The 21,649-nt window shown below is 63.1% G+C and carries 18 protein-coding genes and 3 pseudogenes; 3 read left to right on the top strand and 18 right to left on the bottom strand.

Going from position 1 to position 21,649, the window contains the following annotated elements; all coding sequences use genetic code 11:
- Positions 1-5: 5 nt before the first annotated feature.
- From ACK3BK_RS14365 to ACK3BK_RS14310, 12 genes and pseudogenes are all read right to left on the bottom strand, one after another.
- The gene (locus tag ACK3BK_RS14365; RefSeq protein ID WP_411382680.1) at positions 6-659 is read right to left on the bottom strand and encodes a hypothetical protein; all 654 of its coding nucleotides are present in this window, start codon (positions 657-659) and stop codon (positions 6-8) included.
- 11 nt (positions 660-670) lie between these two features.
- Positions 671-1,669, bottom strand: a complete 999-nt coding sequence (locus ACK3BK_RS14360) for a hypothetical protein (RefSeq protein WP_411382679.1) — start codon at positions 1,667-1,669, stop codon at positions 671-673.
- A gap of 43 nt (positions 1,670-1,712) precedes the next feature.
- Positions 1,713-2,168: a GNAT family N-acetyltransferase gene (locus ACK3BK_RS14355; RefSeq protein WP_411382678.1), complete on the bottom strand. Its 456-nt coding sequence runs from the start codon at positions 2,166-2,168 to the stop codon at positions 1,713-1,715.
- Positions 2,169-2,237: 69 nt separating this feature from the next.
- The gene (locus tag ACK3BK_RS14350; RefSeq protein WP_411382677.1) at positions 2,238-3,512 is read right to left on the bottom strand and encodes a PD-(D/E)XK nuclease family protein; all 1,275 of its coding nucleotides are present in this window, start codon (positions 3,510-3,512) and stop codon (positions 2,238-2,240) included.
- A 155-nt stretch (positions 3,513-3,667) separates the two neighbouring features.
- On the bottom strand, positions 3,668-4,009 hold the full coding sequence (locus ACK3BK_RS14345) for a copper-binding protein (RefSeq protein WP_411382676.1): 342 nt from the start codon (positions 4,007-4,009) through the stop codon (positions 3,668-3,670).
- Positions 4,006-7,164, bottom strand: a complete 3,159-nt coding sequence (locus ACK3BK_RS14340) for an efflux RND transporter permease subunit (protein ID WP_411382675.1) — start codon at positions 7,162-7,164, stop codon at positions 4,006-4,008. Before ACK3BK_RS14340 ends, ACK3BK_RS14345 begins: the two co-directional genes overlap by 4 nt.
- A pseudogene (locus ACK3BK_RS14335) lies at positions 7,164-8,402 on the bottom strand (efflux RND transporter periplasmic adaptor subunit); the annotation flags it as partial. The gene ACK3BK_RS14340 and the pseudogene ACK3BK_RS14335, both read right to left, overlap by 1 nt.
- The gene (locus tag ACK3BK_RS14330; RefSeq protein ID WP_411382674.1) at positions 8,399-9,652 is read right to left on the bottom strand and encodes a TolC family protein; all 1,254 of its coding nucleotides are present in this window, start codon (positions 9,650-9,652) and stop codon (positions 8,399-8,401) included. The pseudogene ACK3BK_RS14335 and the gene ACK3BK_RS14330, both read right to left, overlap by 4 nt.
- Positions 9,653-9,741: 89 nt before the next feature.
- On the bottom strand, positions 9,742-10,095 hold the full coding sequence (locus ACK3BK_RS14325; RefSeq protein ID WP_186664106.1) for a hypothetical protein: 354 nt from the start codon (positions 10,093-10,095) through the stop codon (positions 9,742-9,744).
- 180 nt (positions 10,096-10,275) lie between these two features.
- Positions 10,276-10,584 carry a hypothetical protein gene (locus tag ACK3BK_RS14320; protein ID WP_186664108.1) on the bottom strand — a complete coding sequence of 103 codons (309 nt, stop codon included), beginning with the start codon at positions 10,582-10,584 and terminating at the stop codon, positions 10,276-10,278.
- Between the two features lie 352 nt (positions 10,585-10,936).
- Positions 10,937-11,914: a D-2-hydroxyacid dehydrogenase family protein gene (locus tag ACK3BK_RS14315; protein WP_186664110.1), complete on the bottom strand. Its 978-nt coding sequence runs from the start codon at positions 11,912-11,914 to the stop codon at positions 10,937-10,939.
- A gap of 71 nt (positions 11,915-11,985) precedes the next feature.
- A complete protein-coding gene (locus ACK3BK_RS14310; protein WP_411382673.1) occupies positions 11,986-12,393 on the bottom strand; it encodes an ACT domain-containing protein in 408 nt (135 codons plus the stop codon).
- A 181-nt stretch (positions 12,394-12,574) separates the two neighbouring features.
- Between ACK3BK_RS14310 and ACK3BK_RS14305 the strand changes: the two genes are divergently transcribed.
- Entirely contained in the window at positions 12,575-13,030 is a 456-nt protein-coding gene (locus tag ACK3BK_RS14305) for a VOC family protein (RefSeq protein ID WP_411382672.1), read from the top strand.
- A 141-nt stretch (positions 13,031-13,171) separates the two neighbouring features.
- Here ACK3BK_RS14305 and ACK3BK_RS14300 read toward each other — a convergent pair whose 3' ends face one another.
- The 4 genes from ACK3BK_RS14300 to ACK3BK_RS14285 form a co-directional block, all read right to left on the bottom strand.
- Positions 13,172-14,425, bottom strand: coding sequence for an OprD family porin (locus ACK3BK_RS14300; protein ID WP_411382671.1), 1,254 nt, complete (start codon positions 14,423-14,425; stop codon positions 13,172-13,174).
- Positions 14,426-14,485: 60 nt separating this feature from the next.
- Positions 14,486-15,790, bottom strand: coding sequence for a CitMHS family transporter (locus ACK3BK_RS14295; protein WP_186664122.1), 1,305 nt, complete (start codon positions 15,788-15,790; stop codon positions 14,486-14,488).
- Between the two features lie 95 nt (positions 15,791-15,885).
- Positions 15,886-17,202: a C4-dicarboxylate transporter DctA gene (gene dctA, locus ACK3BK_RS14290; protein WP_288374980.1), complete on the bottom strand. Its 1,317-nt coding sequence runs from the start codon at positions 17,200-17,202 to the stop codon at positions 15,886-15,888.
- Between the two features lie 56 nt (positions 17,203-17,258).
- Positions 17,259-18,338: a 4-oxalomesaconate tautomerase gene (locus tag ACK3BK_RS14285; RefSeq protein WP_186707739.1), complete on the bottom strand. Its 1,080-nt coding sequence runs from the start codon at positions 18,336-18,338 to the stop codon at positions 17,259-17,261.
- A gap of 147 nt (positions 18,339-18,485) precedes the next feature.
- Here ACK3BK_RS14285 and ACK3BK_RS14280 point away from each other — a divergent pair, with 147 nt between their 5' ends.
- Complete coding sequence (locus tag ACK3BK_RS14280) at positions 18,486-19,379, top strand: LysR family transcriptional regulator (protein WP_054891435.1); 894 nt, start codon at positions 18,486-18,488, stop codon at positions 19,377-19,379.
- A gap of 36 nt (positions 19,380-19,415) precedes the next feature.
- Here ACK3BK_RS14280 and ACK3BK_RS14275 read toward each other — a convergent pair whose 3' ends face one another.
- Positions 19,416-20,351 carry a cyclase family protein gene (locus tag ACK3BK_RS14275; RefSeq protein WP_411382670.1) on the bottom strand — a complete coding sequence of 312 codons (936 nt, stop codon included), beginning with the start codon at positions 20,349-20,351 and terminating at the stop codon, positions 19,416-19,418.
- 159 nt (positions 20,352-20,510) lie between these two features.
- A pseudogene (locus tag ACK3BK_RS14270) lies at positions 20,511-20,750 on the bottom strand (SRPBCC family protein); the annotation flags it as partial.
- Between the two features lie 185 nt (positions 20,751-20,935).
- Between ACK3BK_RS14270 and ACK3BK_RS14265 the strand changes: the two are divergent.
- A pseudogene (locus ACK3BK_RS14265) lies at positions 20,936-21,418 on the top strand (IS5 family transposase); the annotation flags it as partial.
- Between the last annotated feature and the right edge of the window lie 231 nt (positions 21,419-21,649).

Raw genomic sequence — 21,649 nt, 5'->3', positions numbered from 1 at the left:
GTGTTCTAGGCTTCGGTGGTCGCTTTGTGTTCGTTCTTTCGTGGTTCTGCGGGTGTCTGCTTGCGCAGATTGTGCAGGACGACTTCCTTGAACCGTGATGAGAGCCGGCTCAGTCGGTTATGCATGATGCTGGAGTACATGAAGGTGATCGCACAGACCAGGAAGATGACCAACTTGTGCTGCTGCGGGGCATAAAACAACGCAGTGAGCCCCCCGGCAAAGGCATTGAACGCCACCCCTCGGGCAATGCGATCCCTGCTGACGTAGGTTTCCATCGCCCTGACAGCGTCTGGGGCGGAGCGGGCAATGATCTCAGCGGTTTTTCCGTAGGGCTGCTGCTTGGGGCTACCCACGAGGCGTTGCCACAGCGACAGCACGCGGTCGCGCAGGCCCGAAAAGCGATTCAGCCGCGTATCGATCCACTCGTCCACCTGGGCGCCCCTTCTTATCAGGTACGAGGAGGTTGCATCGACGTAGATCCCCAGCACGTAGACGATCGGCAGGTAGATCAGAACGATGATCTCCTTGTAGTCCTTGAGCGTGCTCCAGGGAACCTCGGCAAAATAAGCGGGGTAATGTTCTCGGAGGATGGCGAGCATCCAGGCCGACGCGGCAATGCCGGAAATCAGGTATTCGATAAGCGCTACTGCGAACTGCATGGTGCCCTCGGTCAGGCTCGGGTGGGGGGGAGGGGTGGGGTGGCCGCGATGTGCAGGATTCTCCCATCGGGATGATCCGGGTTTAGCCAACAGCCGTCATGCTGTAGCCATTTGCTGGGGGTGAGGTCGACATCCTCGTATTGATTGAGCTGGATGCGCTTTTGGGTTTGCTTGCGCAATTGACGGACGTGCTTCATGGCCTGAGCGTGTGCAGCGACGAAGCCGGACTCGTTACCGTGATATTTGACCACGACGAGCCGTTTTCTCCCATCGGCTGGTGCCGTGAACTGTCTGAAGTAGCGTGGACGGTAGCGTTCGTCGCACTGTGCAAGCCAACCGACGACAAGGCGAGCAGCAGGCATCGCGCTCTCTGAAACCACCAGATTGGTGATCGAGTCAATGTTGTCCCAGTCGTTATCGCTGGAGGCTTTCTTGACCTTCACCGAGTCGTAGGCAATGCCATGGTGGCTATCAAAGTCAAGATAACGCTTGGCCGTGTCGTTGATGACGGCATAAAAGCCCTTGTCATTGCTTTTGAACAGGTCACTGAGCAGCTTTGCAAAATGACCGCTGTCGGGGTCCGCGTAGACGAAGTGGGTATCGTTCTGCAGGGTGAAGTAGCTGAACAGGAAGTAATCGCCTGGCTCGATTCCGCATTCCTTCAAGGCCACATAAGGATGGTCCGCCAGGTACAGCTTGCGCTCGCCATGGTCATTGAAGCGACCCATGCGAGTCTTTGCGGCCGGCGGGAAGAATTCATCGATATCGACCGTTCCACTCATGAAGGTATGTACACGTGCAGCCTTGATCCTGCGCACCCTTGAAAATACCGAGCCCTTGCAGTAAGTGCGAGAATCAAGAGGTACAGCACCCAGGCTGTAGGCGAACGGGTTCGATTGAGGCAACAGGTATTGGCGGATAGCTTCGCGGTAGCCTTGTACCCCGAAGATGGGATTGTAAGTATCGAAGCTGACAGTCAGCGGCGGAATGAATCGAAGCTGGAAGTTCATGCGTAGAGCCTTGGGACGTCCTTGCAGATATTGACCGAGGCACTCAGCGCGTTAGGCCAAGTTTTTTCTCGAAGTACACCCGGTTGAAGCCGTCCTCGCTGCGTCGGGCGATCTCGACATAGCCGAGCCTGGGGTAGAGGCAGAGGTTCTCGGTCATTCGTTCGTTGGTATAGAGCTGCACTGCATTCAGCCCGAGCTGGCGCGCGCGGCTTTCGCACAGGTTGATCAGCGCCTTGCCGACACCACGTCCGGCGGCACTGGGCAGTACGGCTACGTTTTCCAGCAGCATGTGGTTGTCGTCGGGGTAGAACACGATGAAACCTTGCAGGCTGGCCTGCTCGTCCAAGGCCACGTGTACCCAGCCCGCCGCGATCTGGCTGGCGTAGTCGGCCTGCATGGGGGCAGGCTTGCGGCCGATCAAAGGGATGTAGCGGGCATAAGCCTGCTCGGCGCAGGCCTGGATGGCGGGTTGGTCGGCGGGGGTGGCAGGTCGAATCATCGTGCGCTCTCCTGGGGGCGGATGCGGGCTGAACCCGCGGGCGCGATCAGACGCCCGCAGGCTTGCAACCTAGTGAAGATCCTTGAGCAAGGCAACCAGGCTGCGCATGTGCTCGACAGCTTCGGTTGCTGCCTTGGCCGGTGGCAGGCTTTCGCTGCGACGGATAGTGAAATAGCCGTCGTCCTGTGACGTTTTGCGAATGCCGCGCCGTGCCCGTTCGGCGTTGGCGATTTCGATCAGTGGCTCACGGTACTGCGCGTGCACGGAGTTGAGGTAGATGTAGGAGTTGATACGGAAGTGGTCGCCTTCCTGGCGGATCAGGAGCGCCGCCGCAAACAGTGTGCCCAGATCCGGGTCAAGGAAGCGTTCGAACTCTTCCAGGCTGAAGTAGGTGATGACCCGACGAGGATCGGTGGTGAGGCCGTCGAAAGCTTCGTTTAACGCTCTGTGGAACCGAGCGAACTTGCGTTCTTTCAGGCACCTGTCCCACACCTGCGGTCTACGCGCATAGAGCTGGAACAAGCGCACATTGGCCTTTGCATCATTGCCCGTCGGCCCGTTGACCAGTGCTGCCAGATCCTTGGCGCGCGAACTCGGCGCATTGGGGGTGAGGATCTTGTGCAGGGCGTCGAGTGCCTCCTGATGCTTGCTTGCCACCGTGGTGACCAGCTTGCCCAGGCCGTCGCCTTCGGCGATCTCCTCTTCTTCCTGGATGGCCTTGCGAAACTGCGCCAGGGTGGATTTCACGTGAGGCGCGGTCCACTGCAGTTGTTCGATCTGGGTGAGGAACTCGGTCAGCCAGGTGTACCCAACCGGAATCCACTGGTCGTGCTCCGGGTCGTTCTCGTGGCCGTCGAGGAAGATATGGATGCCGCGATAGTTCGGGTAGAGACTGTTCAGGGCTTCGTAGTAGGTCTTGGTCTGGTCTTCCCCCTCGTGATGACCAAACTTGTTTTCGATGGCGATGTAAATCTTGGCCGCCGGGTCCAGCGCGAGCACATCGATATAGCGCTTCTGGTTACGCAGGCCCAGTTCGGCCTCGGTCATCACCATGAGCGAGGAGAAGGCCAGGGTCTGTACGTTCGAGGCGGCCAGGAAGCGGCGGTCATTGAGGCTCAGGTTTTCGACATGGCTGGATTGCCCTGCCCGGGTCAGCAGCGACTTGATCGCCTGGTCACCCAGCCCGTGCCCCTGGGTCGGATCGATCAGCCAGGCGAGGAAGCGGGATACGTTCACTTCCTTGGGGAAGCAGATCTGAAGAGCGTCGCTGTGGGTCGACAGCGCGAGCATCCGTTGCACATCCGGGTCGCCGTACAGGGCGTCCACCAGAGATTCCAAAGTCATACAAGTCCTGCAAGTCACGTGGAGAATAGCGATTTCGGGTGTTGGAGCCATTCACATGGCGGGCTGATGCAACGTCGGGCGGACCGAGCGTTGGACAAGCGCTAAGGCATTGTGCCATTAGCGCTTGGGGTGTTGCTATCGAGTCACTCCAAAGATTACTGCTTACGAATACCGACGATGTTCGCAGCCCCCCCTTCCATACGGAAATCGAAGCCGACCTTGTCACCGACCTTCAGCCTTTCGAGCTGCTCGGCGCTGGCCTTGAAGCCCATGGTCATCGCCGGCCACTGCAGTGCTGCCACAGGCCCATGGGCCAGCGTCACCTTGCTGTGCTCGGTGTCGATCGCCTTGACCGTGCCCTCGGCATGCGCGCTTGGCGCCGCCTGGCTGGCCGACATGTCCATGCCCTCCATTGCCATGCCTTCCATGCTTTGCTGCGCTTGCGCGCCGGTGGCGAAGGCGATCATCAATACAGCGCCGAGGTACAGATTTTTCATTGGGTTTCTCCTGGTTGGGGGGTATCGGTTACGGCAAGATCGCGGCGCCTGATCAGCCAGTACGCGGCGGGAATCACGAACAACGAGAGCAGCGGGGCGGTCAGCATGCCGCCGATCATGGGCACGGCGATGCGGCTCATCACTTCGCTGCCGGTGCCGCTGCTCCAGAGAATCGGCAACAACCCCGCGACGATCACTGCCACGGTCATTGCCTTGGGCCGGATACGCTGCACGGCGCCCTGGCGAATTGCCTCGCGCAGTGCCGCTTCGGACCGCTCGCCAGCGGCCTGGCGCTCGGCCCAGGCGTTGTTCAGGTAGATCAGCATGATCACCCCGAACTCCGCCGCGACCCCGGCCAGGGCAATGAAGCCGACCCCGGTGGCCACTGACAGGTTAAAACCCATCAGGTACAGCAGCCACACCCCGCCCGTCAGGGCGAAGGGCAGGGTGCCCATGATCAGCAGCGCCTCGCCGAGGCGGCCGAAGGTCAGGTAGAGCAGCACGAAGATGATCGCCAGGGTTGCCGGGACCACCCAGGCCAGGCGAGCATTGGCGCGTTCCAGGTATTCGAATTGGCCGGAGTAGCTCAGGCTCATGCCCGGGTCGAGCTTCACCTCGCGATCCACGGCCTGGCGCAGGTCGGCGACCACCGACGACAGGTCGCGCCCACGCACGTCGATGTACACCCACCCGGAGGGGCGGGCGTTCTCGCTCTTGAGCATTGGCGGGCCTTCGGCAATGCGCACCTGTGCCACGCTGGCAAGGGTGATCTGGCCGCCCAGGGCGGTGTAGATCGGCAACTCGCGCAGTGCCTGGACCGAGTCGCGCCACTCGCGCGGGTAGCGCAGGCTGATCGGGTAGCGCGCCAGGCCCTCGACTGTTTCACCCACCGTTTCGCCACCGATGGCACCGGCGACGATGGCCTGCACGTCGGTGATGTTCAGGCCATAGCGCGCCGCAGCCTGGCGATCGATGTCCAGGTCGATGTAGCGCCCGCCGGTGAGGCGCTCGGCCAACGCCGAGATGACGCCCGCGACGCCCTTGGCTGCACGCTCGACCGCCTGGGTGGCGCGGTCGATCTGGGCCAGGTCGCTGCCGGCCACCTTGACCCCGATCGGGCTCTTGATACCGGTGGCGAGCATGTCGATGCGGTTGCGGATCGGCGCAATCCAGATGTTGGTGAGCCCCGGCACGCGCACGGTGCGGTCGAGTTCCTCGACCAGCTTTTCGCTGGTCATGCCTGGGCGCCACTGATCCTTGGGCTTGAGTCGCACGAGGGTTTCGAACATCTCCAGCGGCGCCGGGTCGGTGGCCGACTCGGCGCGCCCGGCCTTGCCGAACACACTGGCCACCTCGGGTACGGTGCGGATCAGGCGGTCGGTACGTTGCAACAGCTCTGCGGCTTTTTGCGCCGACAGCCCAGGCAGGGCGGACGGCATGTACAACAGGTCGCCTTCATCCAGCGGTGGCAGGAACTCGCCGCCCAGGTGGCTCAGCGGCCACAGGCTGCTGAGCAGCACCAGCAGAGCCCCGGCCAGGGTCAGCAACGGCCTGCGCAGCACCTGCTCCAGGGCTGGCCGGTAGAGGCGGATCAGCCCGCGATTGAGCGGATTGCGCGCTTCCGCCGGCAGGGGCCCGCGGATCCAGTACCCCATCAGTACCGGCACCAGGGTCACCGCCAGCCCTGCAGCGGCGGCCATGGCGTAGGTCTTGGTGAACGCCAGCGGTGCGAACAGCCGCCCCTCCTGGGCCTGCAGGGTGAATACCGGAACGAACGACAGGGTGATGATCATCAGGCTAAAGAACAGTGCGGGTCCGACTTCTATCGCCGCCTCGGTCATCACCCGCCAGTGCGGCTCACCGCGCAGCACCTGCCCAGGATGCCGCGCATGCCAGGCCTCGACATGCTTGTGCGCGTTCTCGATCATCACCACGGCCCCGTCCACCATCGCGCCGATGGCGATGGCGATGCCCCCCAGCGACATGATGTTGGCGTTGATGCCCTGGTGACGCATGACGATCAGTGCGATCAGCACCCCCACCGGCAACGACACGATCGCCACCAGCGAGGAGCGCAAGTGCCAGAGAAACGCGGCACAGACCAGCGCGACGACGATGAACTCCTCGAGCAGCTTGTGGCTGAGGTTGTCCACCGCGCGGTCGATCAGTTGGCTGCGGTCATAGGTGGTGACCAGCTCCACGCCGGTCGGCAGGCTGTTCTTGAGCACCTCGAGCTTGTCCTTGACGCGCCCGATGGCCTCGCGGGCATTCTTGCCGCTGCGCAGGATCACCACGCCACCCACGGCCTCGCCTTGGCCATCCAGCTCGCCGATACCGCGGCGCTCCTGCGGGCCAAGCTGGACCCTGGCTACATCGCCCAAGGTTACCGGTGCGCCATTGGCCGCCAGACGCAAGGGGATGGCGCGAAAGTCATCGAGCGTCTTCAGGTAGCCCGAGGCGCGCACCATGAACTCCGCCTCGGCCTGTTCCAGCACGCCGCCGCCGGTCTCCTGGTTGGCCTTGCCGATGGCCTGCGCCACCTCGTCCTGGGTGATGCCCAGGCTTGCCATGCGCAGGGGATCGAGCACCACCTGGTACTGCTTGACCATGCCACCGATGCTCGCGACCTCGGCCACATCGGGCAGGGTCTTGAGCTCGAAGCGCAGGAACCAGTCCTGCAGGCTGCGCAACTGCGCAAGATCGTGCCCACCGCTGCGGTCGACCAATGCGTACTGGTAGATCCAGCCCACCCCCGTGGCATCCGGGCCAAGCACAGGCTTGGCCGTAGCCGGCAGGCGCGACTGCACCTGGCTCAGGTACTCCAGCACGCGCGAACGGGCCCAGTACAGATCGGTGCCGTCCTCGAACAGCACGTAGACGAAGCTGTCGCCGAACGCCGAGAAACCGCGCACGGTCTTGGCCCCCGGCACCGAAAGCATGGTAGTGGTCAGTGGGTAGGTGACCTGGTTCTCGACGATCTGCGGGGCCTGCCCGGGGTAGGAGGTGCGGATGATCACCTGCACGTCCGACAGGTCCGGCAAGGCATCGATCGGCAGGCTGCGCAGGGAAAACACGCCCCAGGCTGCCAGAAACAGCGTGGCCAGCAGCACGAGGATGCGGTTGCCGACCGACCAGCGAATCAGTTTCGCGATCATGGTCGAGCCTCCTGCGGGGCAGGCATCGAGTCCGGCGCGGTGGTGGCCTCGATGCCCTTGAGGCTGGCCTCGGAGTCGATCAGGAACTGCCCCGATGCGACGACCTTCTGGCCTGCCTGCAACCCCTGCAGCACGGCGACCTGGCCGCCGCTCTCCTGGCCCAGCAGCACCTCGACCGGGCGGAAGCGGCCCTGGTCCTCGGCGAGCATCACCAGGTCGCGCTTGCCGGTACGGATGACGGCCTCGGCCGGCAGTGTCAGGCCCTCGTCGTTTGGCGCTTCCGGGCTCAGGGTCACCTGTGCCGTCATGCCGGGTCGCAGTCGTCCCTCGCGGTTGGGCAGCTCGATGCGCAGGCGCAAGGTGCGGCTTTGCGGATCGGCATCCGCCAGCAGGGCGGTCAGTGTGCCGCTCACCGTCTCGCCGGGATACGCCGGCAGACGCGCCTGCACCGCCTGGCCCTCGCGCAGACCCTGGGCCAGGGCTTCGGGTACCGCGGCTTCGAGCCACACCTGGGCGATACCGTTGATCCGCGCCAGCGTCGCGCCCGGCGTCAGGGTCATGCCCGGTCGCAGGTCCAGGCTCTGCAGCGAACCCGCGCTGGGCGCCACCAGGGTCACCCACTGCTGCACCTTGCCACTGCGCGCGACTCGCTCGATCAGCTCGGCAGGCATGCCGGCCAACAGCAACCGCTGGCGCGCAGCAGCCTGCAACCCTGCATCGCCGGTACGGCGCAGTGCGAGAAACTCCTCCTGCAACCCGGCCCATTCCGGTGTCAGCACATCGGCCAGCGGTGCGCCCTTGGCCACCACATCGCCGGTAGCGCGCCCGTAGGTGCGCTCGACGAAGCCCCCAGTGCGTGCCTGCAATACGCTGAAGTCTCGTTCGTCGAAGGCCAGCATGCCGCTGACCTGCAACGTGCGTCGCAGGGGGCTGCGCGTCACGGTCGCCAGGCGCACCCCGAGATTCTGCTGAATGCCCTGGGTGATCTGCACCGCCAGTTGCCCCTGACCGGCATCACCCTCGGCATACTTGGCCACCAGTTGCATGTCCATGAAGGGCGACTTGCCCGGTGCCGGGAAATGCTGCTGCGGGTACATCGGGTCATACCAGTACAGCGCCCTCTGTTCTGCCGGTGCCGCCGCCGTGGCCGGGCCGCCTTTGAGGGCGAGCCCGTAGCCGGCGCTGGCACCGACCGCCAGGGCCAGCACCGCGATCAAGCCGATGGATGTGTGTTTCATGCCTGCACCTCGCCATAGATGAAGTGCAGTCGTGCAGCGGTCGCCGCCAACTGCCCTTGCCAATCGATATCCTGCAATTGCGCCTCGACCCGCTGGCGACGGGCTGCGAGCAGATCGCCCAATGCCGACTTGCCGGACCGGTAATCGGCCAGGGCCAGGCGCACCCGTTCTTCGGCCAGGGGTAGCAACGTCTCGCGACTGCGCGTGACGGCCCGTTGCAGGCGCTGGTATTCGGCCAGGTCCGTTTCCAGTTGCGCGGTGTGCTCGCGCAGGGCGGCTTGCTGCTCATCCTCGAGCTGACGTACCTGGGCCTGGCGGGCGGCGATGGTCGGGTCCTGGCGCGAGCCGGTGAACAGCGGTAGTTGGAAGCTGACTTGCAGGCTGACCATGTTGCTGAATGCAGGGCCGCGTCGCTGGTAGTCCAGCTCCCAGCCCCAGTCAGATTTCTTCTCGGCCTGTGCCTGGTGCACCTGCGCCTGTGCTTCGCGGGTCATGGCGCCATAGGCGGCCAGTTCCGGGTGCACATGCAGAGCGTTCAGGTATGCCGGGGCATCCACTGCCCATTGCGGGAAGCTGCGCGCCAGGGCCTCGCCGTCCTGGCCGATCCAGCGTTTGAGGGCCGCACGTGCCTGGGAGGCCTGGCTGAGCAACTGGTCTTTCTGCTCATCCAGTTGCGCGGCCTCCTGCCCAGGTGCCAGGGCATCGGACGCAGTGCCGCCACCACCGGCCAGGCGCGCCCGTACTGCGGCGTCCAACAGGCGGTTCTCGTGGTAGAACGCTTCGAACTGCTGCAGCTTGCGCTGCACCGTGTAGGCCGCGATCCAGGCCTGGGCCGTGGCTGCGCGCACTTTCAGGCGTTCTACCAAGGCTTCGGCGTCGGCCCGCTCGACGGTCGCCCGGGCGGTCTCGACCCGCGCCTGGCGCTTGTCGCGGTTGGGCACCTCCTGGGCCAGGCCGACCACTTGCATGGTCATGAAGTCGCGGTTCGTGCTCCAGCGGTCGCTGCCGTCCACCGGCAGGTTCTGCAGCCCGAGGTTCAGGCGTGGGTCTGGCAATTCACCGGCTGGCAGCACCGCATTGCGCGCTGCAGTGACCTGCTCCTGGCGCGCCTGCAGGGAGGGGGCGTTGCGCTCGGCCAGTCGCAGTGCATCGTCCAGGGACAATGCAGCGGCCTGCGCCGACAGTGTCGGCAGCAGGATCAGCAGGGCGGCCGCAAGCGTCCACCCGGCTTGGAAACGTAGGGGAGTCATGGACATGATTCCTTGAAAACACTCGCGCACAGGCGCATGCCATTGCCTGGCCGCGAGGGCAGGGCAATGGTGTGAGGGTCAGCAAGGGATCAGGCGCGCGGAGGCCGCCAGCGATCGGGCGGTGCGCGCGACAGCAGGCTGTGGGCGTAGCTGTCCGAGGGGCGTGGGGTGGCGAAGGTCAGGGCAGGTGTCGCGAGGCTGACCTGCAAGGTGGTGGCGGTCTTGCACTCTTGGCCGGCCTTGCAGGCCTTGGAGGCGTGCTGCGAGGAAGATTTGCCGTTGTCCTTGTCCTGGCAGCAGTCATGGTCCATCCCCGCCATCATGCTCATGCCCATGGCCTGCATGGGGCAGGGTTCGGCAGGCGACTCGATGCCCGCCATCCCGGAGAGGGGAAGCGAAAGCATCAAAAGCAGGATGATCAGGCGGCGCAGGGTGGCGGACATGGCGCGAGTCTAGCGGGGTTTGGGTTAGGGTAACATTAACAAAATGTGTCTGCGCCATCCCTCTGTAGGAGCGGGCTTGCCCGCGAAAAGGGCACTGCGGTGGATGGCACGGGCTACGCCCGTGTTCGCGGGCAAGCCCGCTCCTACAGAGATACGGGCTGGCCTTTGATGCCGGGCGGTTCAGTGAACGGCGCCGAACCCCGATCCTGGTACCTGCCGCAATGCTCCGACCAGCGCATCGGCCTGTCCGAGCGCGACCTCAAGGCTGCGCATGCTGGCACTCATCAACTGGCGTACCTCGGCATCGGCACAGGTATCGTGGGCGTGGTACGCGTCGGTATAGGCGTGGAGCATGAAGTGGCAGGCGTTGGACAGCACTTCCTCGATGGGGACCAGGCCTTCGAGAATGGCGGTTGAGAGGGATTTGCCGGCGGGGATCGCGAATTTGCGGAGAAGATTTTCGGGTGGGTCGGGGACGATTTTTTTCATGTGATTTCCTGAATGCAGTGAGTGCTGCACCATCCGTTTCCACACGAAAGGGTGGCAGCTATACGCGGGGTGGAAACCCGAGAGCATTCAGGAAAGCTCGGTAGGCACAGGGCCTCCCGCGCATAGCTGCCATGACGACACAACGCTGAATACTCTTCGGGTTTCCACACCCGGTCGCTGAACACCAGCGACCGGGGAAGCCTATTGGCCAGGCTTCCCCGGGACAATCAGACGGGAGTCGACAGGTTGCGTAGGGTATTTCTCTGTGGTCATGGCTCTCTGTCGGACGTGGAGTAGTTCGCTGTAGGAATTGGCTCTTTATCGCGGCGCTTGCGGCAAGTCCAGGCTGTGCTCAGCGACCACGCCCCAGCGCATCCGGATTGGCCACATTCATCGGCGCACCCTCGAAAAACGCCCGCACATTGTCGAAAGCATCACCGAAGTACAGCTCGTAGCCCGCCTTCTCCACATACCCCAGGTGCGGCGTGCACAGCACGCGCGGGTGCTGGAGCAAGGGGTGGGCAGGGTCGAGCAGCGGTTCGCTCTCGTACACATCCAGGGCAGCAAAGCCCGGGCGTCCATTGTCCAGCGCCGCGAGCAGGGCACCCGGGGCGATCAGCTCGGCGCGGCTGACGTTCACCAGCAAGGCGTCGGGCTTCATGCGTGCCAGGTCATCGCCGGTCACGAGGTGGCGAGTGCTGTCGGACAGGCGCAGGTTGAGGCTGACAATGTCGGCGTCGGCAAAGAACGCCTCGCGCGAGGCTGCAGCCCGGTGGCCATCGGCCTGGGCAGCCGCGCGGCTGCTCTCGCTGCCCCATACCAGCACCGGCATGTCGAAGGCCTGGGCGTAGCGCGCCAGGCGTTGGCCGATCTTGCCGTATCCCCAGATCCCCAAGGTCTGCCCCGCCAGGGCCTGGCCCAGGTTGACCTGCCAGCGCCCTTGCCTGAAGGCATCGATCGCCGGCACCAATTGACGGCGAGCGTTGAGGATCAGCGTCCATGCCAGCTCCGCCGGCGCCACCGGCGAGCCGCGGCCTTCGGTCACGACAACGCCACGTGCGGTGCAGGCAGCCAGGTCCAGATGGCTGGATACCTTGCCGGTCTGGCTGATCAGCTTGAGCTTGGGCAACCGGTCGAGCAGCGCCGCGTCGATGCGCGTGCGCTCGCGGGTGAGCACCAGCGCGTCGGCATCGGCAAAGCGCTCGACGAGCTGGTCCTCGGTGGCCGGTTGCAGTTGATGGAGGACAGTGACCTGGTGGTTGCCCAGGCGGGCGAAGCAGTCGAGCGTGCGGATCACGTTCTGGTAGTCGTCGGGGATGACAATGTGCATGTGCGGCGGTCCGAGCGGGTCTGGGGGAGGTCAGACGATAGCCGAATTCGCCAACGCTGCACGAGCCCTCTTCAGTGTGTATCGCCACCGCGCGACAGCGCCTGGAGAACTGCCATCGCCTGGGCGGCGTCGCTGCTGGCGACAAAGATATGGTCGTGATAATAGGCGGCGATCACGTTGCAACTGATGCCCGCTTCTCCAAGTGCGCTGGCGAAGGCCGCAGTGAGGCCGACGGCATCGAGCGCGGAGTGGATGGTCAGGGTGATCCAGGCCGCGACGAAGCTGTACTCCAGGCCCAGCGCATCGGCGCGGGAGCGTTCGAGGATCACGGTCAAGCCTTCCTGCTCGCGGAAGCTGCCGAGCACTTCGCTGCCCTGCAGCACTGCGCTGTCGGCCACGGTGCAGAATACGTATTCGCCGGGGTTGAGGTTGGGGCTCATGCCGCGCAGCAGCGCGGTGATGGATTTTTCGCCTGACATGGGGGAGCTCTGCGTCTGAAAAGTTCGCCAGTGTGCCTGGCCCGTACTGATCAGTAGAGCGAATGTTGCTGATAGCCGATTAGCCTAGCTTATGTAAACAACGATGGACGCAGGGTTGCGGCCTGTGGAAGATTGATTGCCCTTTCCCGCCAGACTGTTCCCCCGCAAAGCGAGTCAAGCAATGGATCTGAAATTCAGTCATGTCGATGTACTGGTCAGCGACCTGGAGGCCGCGTGTGCGTATTACGCACGGGTACTCGGTGCGCGGATCTCGAAAACCCAGGTCTGGGAGCGCGGCGGTCTGCATGTGCGCTACGCCGTGGTGCTGATGGGGGCGGAGCGTTTCATGCTGGTCCAGCCGCTGGCAGGCAATCTCAAGACGCTGCTCGAGACCCAGGGCGAGGGCACTATCTACCGCCATTGCTATTCGACCCCGGACATCGAGGTGGTGTACGACCAGCTGATGGCGCAAGGTGTCCAGCCCGAGGACGAGAATGGCAACCCGCTGGCCCGGAATGACCTGCAAGCGCCGGGAGGCGGGCGGATCATCTGGCTGCCCAAGCAGTTCGGGCACTTTTCGATCGAGATCCTCGAGGCCGAGGGGCTGGAGCGCTTTATCGAAGAGGTGTTTGCCTGAGGCACTGTCGAACTCGGTCGCTCACCGCAAGATCAGTGGGCTATAGGCGAAGCGTCCCGTAACCTTGACGGCGTTACCAGGGCTGTGTGCCCTTGGCCGAGGGGTGATTTGCCGGTATCGATCGATACCGGCACAGGTCGGTCACCAAAGCACGATATCGTAGGTCAGGTAGAGCCGATTGCTATCGCGGCCACGGGCGAAATCCGAGCGGTACACGTAGTTGCGCAGCTTGGCGCCCAGCCCCTTGAACGGTCCGGATTGCACAACGTAGGCAAGTTCCGCGTCGCGTTCCCATTCGCGCAACCCGTCCTCACCTGAGCGGTGGTTGTCGCCGCTCAGGTAGCGGGTCATGAAGGTCAGTCCGGGAACCCCTGCGGCAGCGAAGTTGTAGGCATAGCTGGCCATCCAGGTCTTTTCGTCTTCCTCGATGAATTTTCCGATACCGACGTTGCTGAACGAATACACGGTCGCGCCGCTGATGTAGGGCAGGCCGGCGTCGCCGCGCAGCACCTGGTAGCCGGCGCCGAAGGCATGGCCACTGTGGCTGTAGGTCAGTTGCCCGCTGAGCATGTGGTTGTCGATGCGTCCGGCCTGGGCCGCGCCGTCGTCGCGGCTCCTGAAATAGCGCAGGTCGCTGGCAAGCGTGCCCCCGCCCAGCGGCAGGTCATGTTGAATGCCGGCGAAGTCCTGGCGGTAGAAGTCGCTCAACTCGCCGTGGAAATAACTCAGGCGCAATTGCTTGCTGACCGCGTAGTCGGCGCCGCCGTAGCTGAAATCGCCGGATTCGCGACCGCTGTAGCCGTCCAGAAACAGCCCGGTGCTGTTCGATGAGTCGCGTAGCTTGAAGCGATCCAGATGTCCGAATGTGAGGGTGAGGTTGTCGAGGTCGTTGCTGACCAGTTGGCTGCCCTGGTAGGTCTGCGGCAGCAGGCGGGCGTCGTTGTAGACCAGCACGGGGGTCTTGGGCAGCAGTGTTCCGTGCTTGACGACTGTCTTGCCCAGGCGTGCCTTGGCAGTGACGCCGGCGCTGGCGAATTCTTCAGCGGCGTGGCCGTCGTCGTGCACCGGCAGCAGGCCTGTGCCACTGCGTCCACGACCAGAGTCCAGGCGTACGCCAAGCAGGCCCGACGCATCGATGCCAAGCCCCAGGACACCCGGGGTATAGCCGGATTGATAATCGAGCAGAAAGCCTTGGGCCCATTCCACTCGTTCGCTCTTGGCGTTGGCGGCAGCACGGCTGCTCATGCCGTGTTCGTCACGGAAATTCTCGTTGAAATAGACGTTGCGCAGTTGCAGCTTCAGTGTGCTGTCATCGATGAAACCGGCAGCGCCAGCAACTGGCATGCAGCCGCAGAGCAGGGCACAGCCGGCCCCTCGCAGAACGATTCGAGACATGATCGGTACTCTAATGTGGGTCGCACAGAGGGCGGGCGCCAGTTGGCGCCGCGCAGTGGTTCAGACGAAGAAGGACAGGGCGCCGGTGAGCAGCGCCAACGCGGTGATCACCAGCGAGGTCAGCACCGCCCATTTCACCGTGGCCTTCTGGAAGTCACCGATGTCGCGGTCGACCATGCCCACAAGCAGCAGGGTCGAGGCCACCAGCGGGCTCATCAGGTGCACCGGTTGGCCGAGCACCGAAGCCCGGGCAATCTCCACAGGATCGATGCCGTAGGCTGCCGCAGCGTTGGCCAGGATCGGCACCACGCCGAAGTAGTAGGCATCGTTGGAGAGCACGAAGGTCAGCGGCATGCTGGTCAGCGCCACCACCAGCGGGAACCAGTGGCTCCAGGCCTCTGGGATCCAGTCCACCAGCGTCTGGGCCAGCGCATCGACCATCTTGGTGCCGGAGAAGATGCCGGCGAAGATGCCCGCTGCGAACACCAGCAGCACCACGGTCATGGCGTTGCCGGAATGGGCGAGGATGCGTTCTTTCTGCACCTCGAGCTGCGGGTAGTTGATCATCAGTGCCGCGACGAAGCCGATCATGAACAGGATCGCAGCGTGCATCAGGCCCATGACCAGGGCACTCATCACGATGATCACCAGCACCAGGTTGACGTAGGCCAGGCGTGGGCGTTTGTGCGGGTTATCGCCGAGGATCTCCTTGATGTAGCAGTTGCCGCCCCCGGACTCCAGCGCCACGTTGCCGATGCGTCGGCGTTCGGCACGACCGAGCAGGAACGCGGTGAACACCACCCAGGCGGCACCTCCGATCACCGTCGGCAGCATCGGGATGAAGTACTCGGTCGCATCCAGGCCAAGCGCGGCGATAGCGCGGGTCGCCGGGCCACCCCAAGGGCTCATGCCGCTCATGATGCTCAGCGACAGCATGGAAATCGTGGCCAGAATCATCGGGTTCATGCCGATGCGCTTGTACAGCGGCAGCATCGCCGCACAGGTGATCATGTAGGTGGTGGTACCGTCGCCGTCGAGGGCCACCAGCAGTGACAGCAGCGCGGTGCCGATGGCGATCTTGATCGGGTCGCCATTGACACGCTTGAGGATCTTGCGAATCAGCGGGTCGAACAGGCCGGCATCGATCATCAGGCCGAAGAACAGGATGGCGAACAGCAGCAGGGCGGCTGAAGGCGCAACCATCTTCAGGCCGTCGAGCATCATTTTGCCCAGGTCCGGGGCGAAGCCGCCGATGAGGGCAAAGACGATCGGCACCACAGTGAGCGCGACGATCGGGGACAGGCGTTTGCTCATGATCAGGTAGGTGAAGGTCACCACCATGACCAGGCCTAGGAGTGCAAGCATGGGTCGTTTCTCTTGTTTTTATTGTCGTCATGGTCGCCTGGCGCGCAGGCGTCCGCCAGCCCCCGCCCGAGGCGGGGGATCAAGTGAGGTGAATGTCAGTGAGTACGATGGGGTGGGGTTGCAGCCTGGGTAGGCTGCCAGGCCTGCTCGGCCGGGGTGTCGGCTTTGCCGTTGGCCAGGGTGCGCATGAGCGTTTCACGGTCGCAGGCGTTCTCCGACAACGAAATGACCACGGTGGCTACCGCATTGCTCGCCAGACTGGTGAGGGCCCGCGCCTCGGACATGAAGCGGTCGATACCGATCAGCAATGCAAGGCCGGCCAGCGGGATGTCGTGGATGACCGTAAGGGTCGAAGCCAAGGCGACGAAGCCGCTGCCGGTCACACCTGCAGCCCCTTTGGACGACAGCAGCATGATCGCCAGCATGGTCAGGATCTGGCCGAGGCTCAGGTCGATGTTGCAGGCCTGGGCGATGAACACCGCGGCCAGCGACAGGTAGATCGCGGTGCCGTCGAGGTTGAACGAGTAGCCGGTCGGTAGCACCAGGCCCACCACGCCTTTCTTGCAGCCAAGAGCCTGGAGCTTTTCCAGCATGCGTGGCAGCACCGGCTCTGTGGACGATGTCCCCAACACCACCAGGAACTCTTCGCGCAGGTAGCGCAGCAGCTTCCACAGGCTGAAGCCATGTGCCCGGCAGATGCCGCCCAGCACCACTATCACGAAGAAGGCGCAGGCAATGTACAAGGTGCCGATCAGCTTGGCCAAGGCGCCGAGCGAGGTGATCCCGTACTGGCCCACGGTGAAGGCCAGCGCGCCAAAGGCACCGATCGGGGCGAAGCGCATCAGGTAACCGAAGATGCGGAACACCATCTGCGAGGCTGACTCCAGCACCTCCAGCACCGGCCTTGCGGATTCGCCCATGGCTGAGAGGGCAAAACCGCAGAGCACGGCGATGAACAGCACCGGCAGCACTTCGCCTTTGTCGAAGGCACCGATGAAGGTCTCGGGGATGATATGCATGAAGAAGTCCACCACGCCCAGTTTGGCGGCGGAGGTGGTGTATTGGCTCAGGCCCGCAGTGCTGAGGGTCGCTGGGTCGATGTTCATGCCCACGCCTGGACGGAACAGGTACACCGCGACCAGGCCGATGATCAGGCTGACCACGGTCAACACCAGGAACAGCAACAAGGTCTTGCTCATCAGCCGACCCAGCGAACGGCGGTCGGTCATGCCGGCGATGCCGGTGACGATGGTGCAGAACACCACGGGTGCGATCATCATCTTGATCAGCTTGATGAAGGCATCGCCCAGGGGCTTGAGCGCAACGGCCTGTTGCCCCCAGAAGTGTCCGACCACCACGCCTAGCAGGACGGCGCAGAGGATCTGGAAGTACAGCGATTTCATGAGTTTCATAAGGCATCACCCATTATTGAAGTTGTGCGGATGCGCTGGATGGAGCTAAATCGGGCTTAGCCTGCGAGTCGCCGCGTGGACGGTGCGTAGACGAACCCCGAGAACAATCGGCGTGCGGTCCGTACCACCGAAGCTTGCAAGGTCTGGCCATCGGCACCGGAGCGCGACAGGGCGATGTCGATGACCCCGCTTGGATGCTCCAGACGTACCTCACGCAGGGCCTGGGCCTGTTCGCCGAGCAGGTCGCCGATCACTGTGCCCGGGCTGACACAGGCAGTGGCCAGGCCGATAGCGCCGGTGATCGCCAGCGCCCGGTGGCAGTTGTGCGGCATGAAGTAACGAACCTGCAGCGTGCCGTCGAAGCGTGGGGCAGACACGACCACCGGCTTTGGGATCACCATGTTGCTCACATCTCCCAGGCCCATGGCCCGGCCGGCTTTCAGCCGCAGGGCTTCGAGGCGTTTGAGCAGCTTTGCATCGGCGTCCAGTTGAGCCGGGCTCTCGCTGCCCTCAAGCCCCAGGTGCCGGGCGTCGACGATCATCATCGGCATGGCCATGTCGATGCAGGTGACTGGTACGCCATCGATCACCTGCTGGGACTGGCCAGTGGGGAACAGGCTGCCGGTCTTGCTGCCGACGGCATCGAGGAATGTCAGGTGCACGGGGGCGGCTGTACCTGGAACGCCGTCGATGGCGGTACGACCCTCGTAGCGCACGATGCCGCCAGGCGTCTGTACCAGCGAATTGACGAATGTGCCGGTATTGAGGTTGCGGATGCGCACCAGCGTCTGGCCGTCGTCACCTTTGACCAACCCTTGTTCGATGGCGAAGGGCCCGACCGCGCACAGCATATTGCCGCAGTTGGGCGCAGTATCGACACGGCGCTCGGCGACCATCACCTGCACGAACAGATAATCGACATCGGCATCGGGGTGCAGTGAAGGGCTGATGATCGCAACTTTGCTCGTCTGTGGGCTGCCACCGCCAATGCCGTCGATTTCCAGTTCATGGCCAGAGCCCATCAGGGATATCAGCATCTCGTCGCGCTCGACGATATTGGACGGCAAGTCCCAGGCATGGAAGAAGGGGCCTTTGGAGGTCCCGCCGCGCATGAGCACGCAAGGAATTCGTTGCATGAAATCTAACTCTTGTTGATCAATGGGCATCATTGATGTGTCTGGGACAAGAGTGACAGGGGTGGATAAATCAATCCAATGCAAATATCGTCGCTATTATTGCGTTTTATAAATAAATTGACGGTCAGTGTCTGAAAGAGAATCAGCATGGAATATGAACTTCAGGACATACGATCTTTCGTGAAAATCGCCGAACTGGGTAGTTTTCACGAGGCAGCGGAGGTTTTGCATTTATCGCAGCCCGCCTTGAGCCGACGCATCAAGAAGCTCGAGGATGGCCTTGGGACACCCTTGCTCGAACGCACCACGCGGCGGGTCGGGCTGACCAGTGTCGGGCGTGACTTTCTACCCAAGGCCCGGCGCCTGCTGGACGATTTCGAGGATTCGATCCTGAGCATTCGCGAGCTGGCCGAGCGCCAGACCGGGCAGGTGACTCTGGCCTGCATCCCCACGGCAGCGTTTTATTTCCTGCCCTCGGTGATTCGCCTCTACAACGAGCAGTACCCCAAGATTCGCATCCGCCTGCTCGACCTCAGTGCCAACGATGGGCTTGAGGCGGTGCTGCGTGGCGAGGCCGATTTCGGGATTAACATGATGAGCGGGCAGCATCCGGACATCGAGTTCGTCCCACTGGTGCAGGAACAGTTCGTGTTGGCCTGTCGGCGTGACCATGTGCTGGCCGGGCGCGTGTCGGTGAGCTGGACGGAGCTGGCAGAGCACCGGCTGATCGGGGTAGGGCGACTCAGCGGCAACCGCATGCTGCTCGACCACGCGCTGTCGGGATTGGGGCTGCGGCCCAAATGGTTCTACGAGGTGCAGCACCTGTCGACCTCGCTAGGTATGGTCGAGGCTGGGTTGGGGGTGTCGGCGATGCCGAGCCTGGCGATGCCGGCGGCCGATCACCCGACCCTGGTCAGCGTGCCGCTGATCGAGCCTGAGGTGACTCGCACGCTGGGTCTTGTGTATCGCCGCGGCGCCTCATTGTCGCCAGCGGCGGAGAAGTTCGTCTCGATCCTGCTGGAACAGTGGCCGAACGTGTGATCCGCCCTGTAGACAGGGCGGGCCGCAGCGCCTCGATCAGCGAATCGCCACCGGGTTGATGTTCACCTGGGTCGAGCCTTTGTAGAGCGGCTGGCCAAGCACGAACATGAACTCGAAGGCCTTGTCCTTGACCAGCGCCCGGGTATCGATCAGCTCGAGGTTGTAGATGCCGCGCTTGGCCAGCATGAACTGGTTGACCGGGAACTCTTCGCCCGTGGGGTTCGGATACACCTCCGAGGCCCAGGTGTCACCGCCGAAGGCGACGATACCCTGGTCGGCCAGCCATTGCGCAGCTGGCAGGTCGATGCCGGGCTCGGTGGCGAGGAACTGTGCGTTATCCTTGCCGATCAACTCCAGCCAGCCGGTGTTGAACAGCACCACATCGCCTTTGCGCAGGGTGATGTGCTGCGTTTTCAGCACGGCCTGGATGTCGGCGACGGTAAACGCGGTGCCGCCGGGAACGATGGCCTTGCCGTAGTGTGCGGTCATGTCCAGCACCACGCCGCGCGTCACCATCGGCGGCACCTTTTCGATGCCCAGCCTAGTCACGCCTTCGACCGTGACGAAATCGGCAGCCTTGTTGCCGTTGTAGTAGACGTTGTCGATGCCGATATGGCCGATGCCGTTGAGCTGGGTACCGACGCCGGTCCAGCCGTTGACCAGTTCATCGTTGAAGGTGAACTTGTTGCGACCGAGGGTCTGGCCGGCCTGTTCGCCGGGCTGGATGTTGTAGAGGTGGAAGCTGCGGTGGCGGAAGGCCGGCAGGTCCTTGCTCACCGGCACGGCGAGGGGGTAGGTCTTGCCGGTCTTGATCAACTCGGCGGCCTGCTTGACCACCTCGGGGGTGAGCAGGTTGGCGGCGCCGATTTCATCCTGTGCGCCATAGGGCGACGCTTGCCAGTCGGCGGCCAGTGCACTGTGCGCGGTTGCGGCCAGTGCGGTGGCCAGGAGCAGGGGTTTGAACACTTTCATGGAATCTCCGAGGTGTGAAATGAAGTCGGGAGATTCTCGGCAGCAGGTGGCTTGGGAAAAAGTAGCGGTCGGGACAATCACTTTTGCCTGTGGGTCAACAGGGCTGCCCACCTGTGCGAAGGCTCCGGCGTCGCCCTGCAACGTCGGAGCCGATGACACTCAGCCCAGGGTCTTGGCCAGCGCCTCCAGGCCGCCTTCATAGATGCCCTTGAACAGGGCTTGAACCTCAGCTTCGCTGACGCCGTTGGGCGTGAACTCCCCGAACCACTCCACCAGGCTGCCATCACCGTCGGCCTTTATCCGCAGGGTCGCCAGGTAGTCGCCGATCGGGAAGGGGTTCTGCAGGATCGAGTAGCTGTAGCTGCGCGCCGCTTCATCGAAATGCTGCAGGCGCTCGACTTCGTCTACTTCACCGCGCCTGACATTTTTACTAGGGTCTGTATGAAAAGCCTTGAGACGAAGGTCAGGCAAGGCGAAAACAGCCGAGGAACGGCCGGGGTCGCGCTCGACTTTACGGGTTGTAAATGAGCATTCCGAGGCTGTTTTCAACGCAGCATCACCGAGTATCAAGGTTTTTCATACAGAGCCTAGGCCGCAGTCGCGGCGGCCTGACAACCAAAATCCGTATGCTCTGCGACGCCAACGGGATACCGTTGCGCTTCCTTCTCTCTGGCGGCCAAGCCAGCGACATCAGCTATGCCCAGCCGTTGCTTGATGATGTCAGCATCCCGACAAAGCAGCGTGGTCGTCCACGCAAACGATGCAAATGGTTGCTGGCTGACACAGGCTACGACGCCGAGGCCTTGCGCCGTTACTGCGATCGATATCGGATGCAGCCGGTCATTCCACTACGCTCAATGAAACGCAAGCCCAAACCCGGCTTGCCGAGACTGTTTGATCGCCCCAAATATCGACAGCGCAACATCATCGAACGCATGTTCGGCTGGCTAAAAGAGAACCGCCGAATCGTCACGCGCTTCGACAAGCTCGCAAAAAGTTATGCCGCAATGGTCTCGCTGGCTTGCGTCATGCGGTGTATGCGACGGCTTTTTTCAGACAGAGCCTAGCTCAGGCGCCGCCAAACGCGACGTAAGAAGGGTAAACGGAGGCCTTGCGAACGGAGATGGCGGGCAGGAACCCGTCAAGCGCTGAGGCTCCGGACGCAGCCTACAGTGCGATCCTCCCGGGAGCGGAACGGATGCAGGAGCATTTCTCCAACCCTGCTGCTGGATGGCAACATCCAGACTCGGCAAGCATCATGCTTGCGCTACGCCGCACGCTATTCAAACCCTGCCAGC

Source organism: Pseudomonas sp. L7 (assembly GCF_046605565.1).
In the GTDB taxonomy this organism is placed as follows: domain Bacteria; phylum Pseudomonadota; class Gammaproteobacteria; order Pseudomonadales; family Pseudomonadaceae; genus Aquipseudomonas; species Aquipseudomonas wayambapalatensis.
This window is presented reverse-complemented; position numbering and strand designations above follow the sequence as displayed.

Excerpts from the sequence above, each read along its gene's own strand:
- ACK3BK_RS14305 (WP_411382672.1), top strand. The coding sequence starts at position 12,575 with ATGGATCTGAAATTCAGTCATGTCGATGTACTGGTCAGCGACCTGGAG.
- dctA (WP_288374980.1), bottom strand. The coding sequence starts at position 17,202 with ATGAAACTCATGAAATCGCTGTACTTCCAGATCCTCTGCGCCGTCCTG.
- ACK3BK_RS14320 (WP_186664108.1), bottom strand. The coding sequence starts at position 10,584 with ATGAAAAAAATCGTCCCCGACCCACCCGAAAATCTTCTCCGCAAATTC.
- ACK3BK_RS14325 (WP_186664106.1), bottom strand. The coding sequence starts at position 10,095 with ATGTCCGCCACCCTGCGCCGCCTGATCATCCTGCTTTTGATGCTTTCG.
- ACK3BK_RS14285 (WP_186707739.1), bottom strand. The coding sequence starts at position 18,338 with ATGCAACGAATTCCTTGCGTGCTCATGCGCGGCGGGACCTCCAAAGGC.
- ACK3BK_RS14345 (WP_411382676.1), bottom strand. The coding sequence starts at position 4,009 with ATGAAAAATCTGTACCTCGGCGCTGTATTGATGATCGCCTTCGCCACC.
- ACK3BK_RS14315 (WP_186664110.1), bottom strand. The coding sequence starts at position 11,914 with ATGCACATTGTCATCCCCGACGACTACCAGAACGTGATCCGCACGCTC.
- ACK3BK_RS14330 (WP_411382674.1), bottom strand. The coding sequence starts at position 9,652 with ATGACTCCCCTACGTTTCCAAGCCGGGTGGACGCTTGCGGCCGCCCTG.
- ACK3BK_RS14360 (WP_411382679.1), bottom strand. The coding sequence starts at position 1,669 with ATGAACTTCCAGCTTCGATTCATTCCGCCGCTGACTGTCAGCTTCGAT.
- ACK3BK_RS14365 (WP_411382680.1), bottom strand. The coding sequence starts at position 659 with ATGCAGTTCGCAGTAGCGCTTATCGAATACCTGATTTCCGGCATTGCC.
- ACK3BK_RS14355 (WP_411382678.1), bottom strand. The coding sequence starts at position 2,168 with ATGATTCGACCTGCCACCCCCGCCGACCAACCCGCCATCCAGGCCTGC.
- ACK3BK_RS14280 (WP_054891435.1), top strand. The coding sequence starts at position 18,486 with ATGGAATATGAACTTCAGGACATACGATCTTTCGTGAAAATCGCCGAA.
- ACK3BK_RS14340 (WP_411382675.1), bottom strand. The coding sequence starts at position 7,164 with ATGATCGCGAAACTGATTCGCTGGTCGGTCGGCAACCGCATCCTCGTG.
- ACK3BK_RS14275 (WP_411382670.1), bottom strand. The coding sequence starts at position 20,351 with ATGAAAGTGTTCAAACCCCTGCTCCTGGCCACCGCACTGGCCGCAACC.
- ACK3BK_RS14295 (WP_186664122.1), bottom strand. The coding sequence starts at position 15,790 with ATGCTTGCACTCCTAGGCCTGGTCATGGTGGTGACCTTCACCTACCTG.
- ACK3BK_RS14310 (WP_411382673.1), bottom strand. The coding sequence starts at position 12,393 with ATGTCAGGCGAAAAATCCATCACCGCGCTGCTGCGCGGCATGAGCCCC.
- ACK3BK_RS14350 (WP_411382677.1), bottom strand. The coding sequence starts at position 3,512 with ATGACTTTGGAATCTCTGGTGGACGCCCTGTACGGCGACCCGGATGTG.
- ACK3BK_RS14300 (WP_411382671.1), bottom strand. The coding sequence starts at position 14,425 with ATGTCTCGAATCGTTCTGCGAGGGGCCGGCTGTGCCCTGCTCTGCGGC.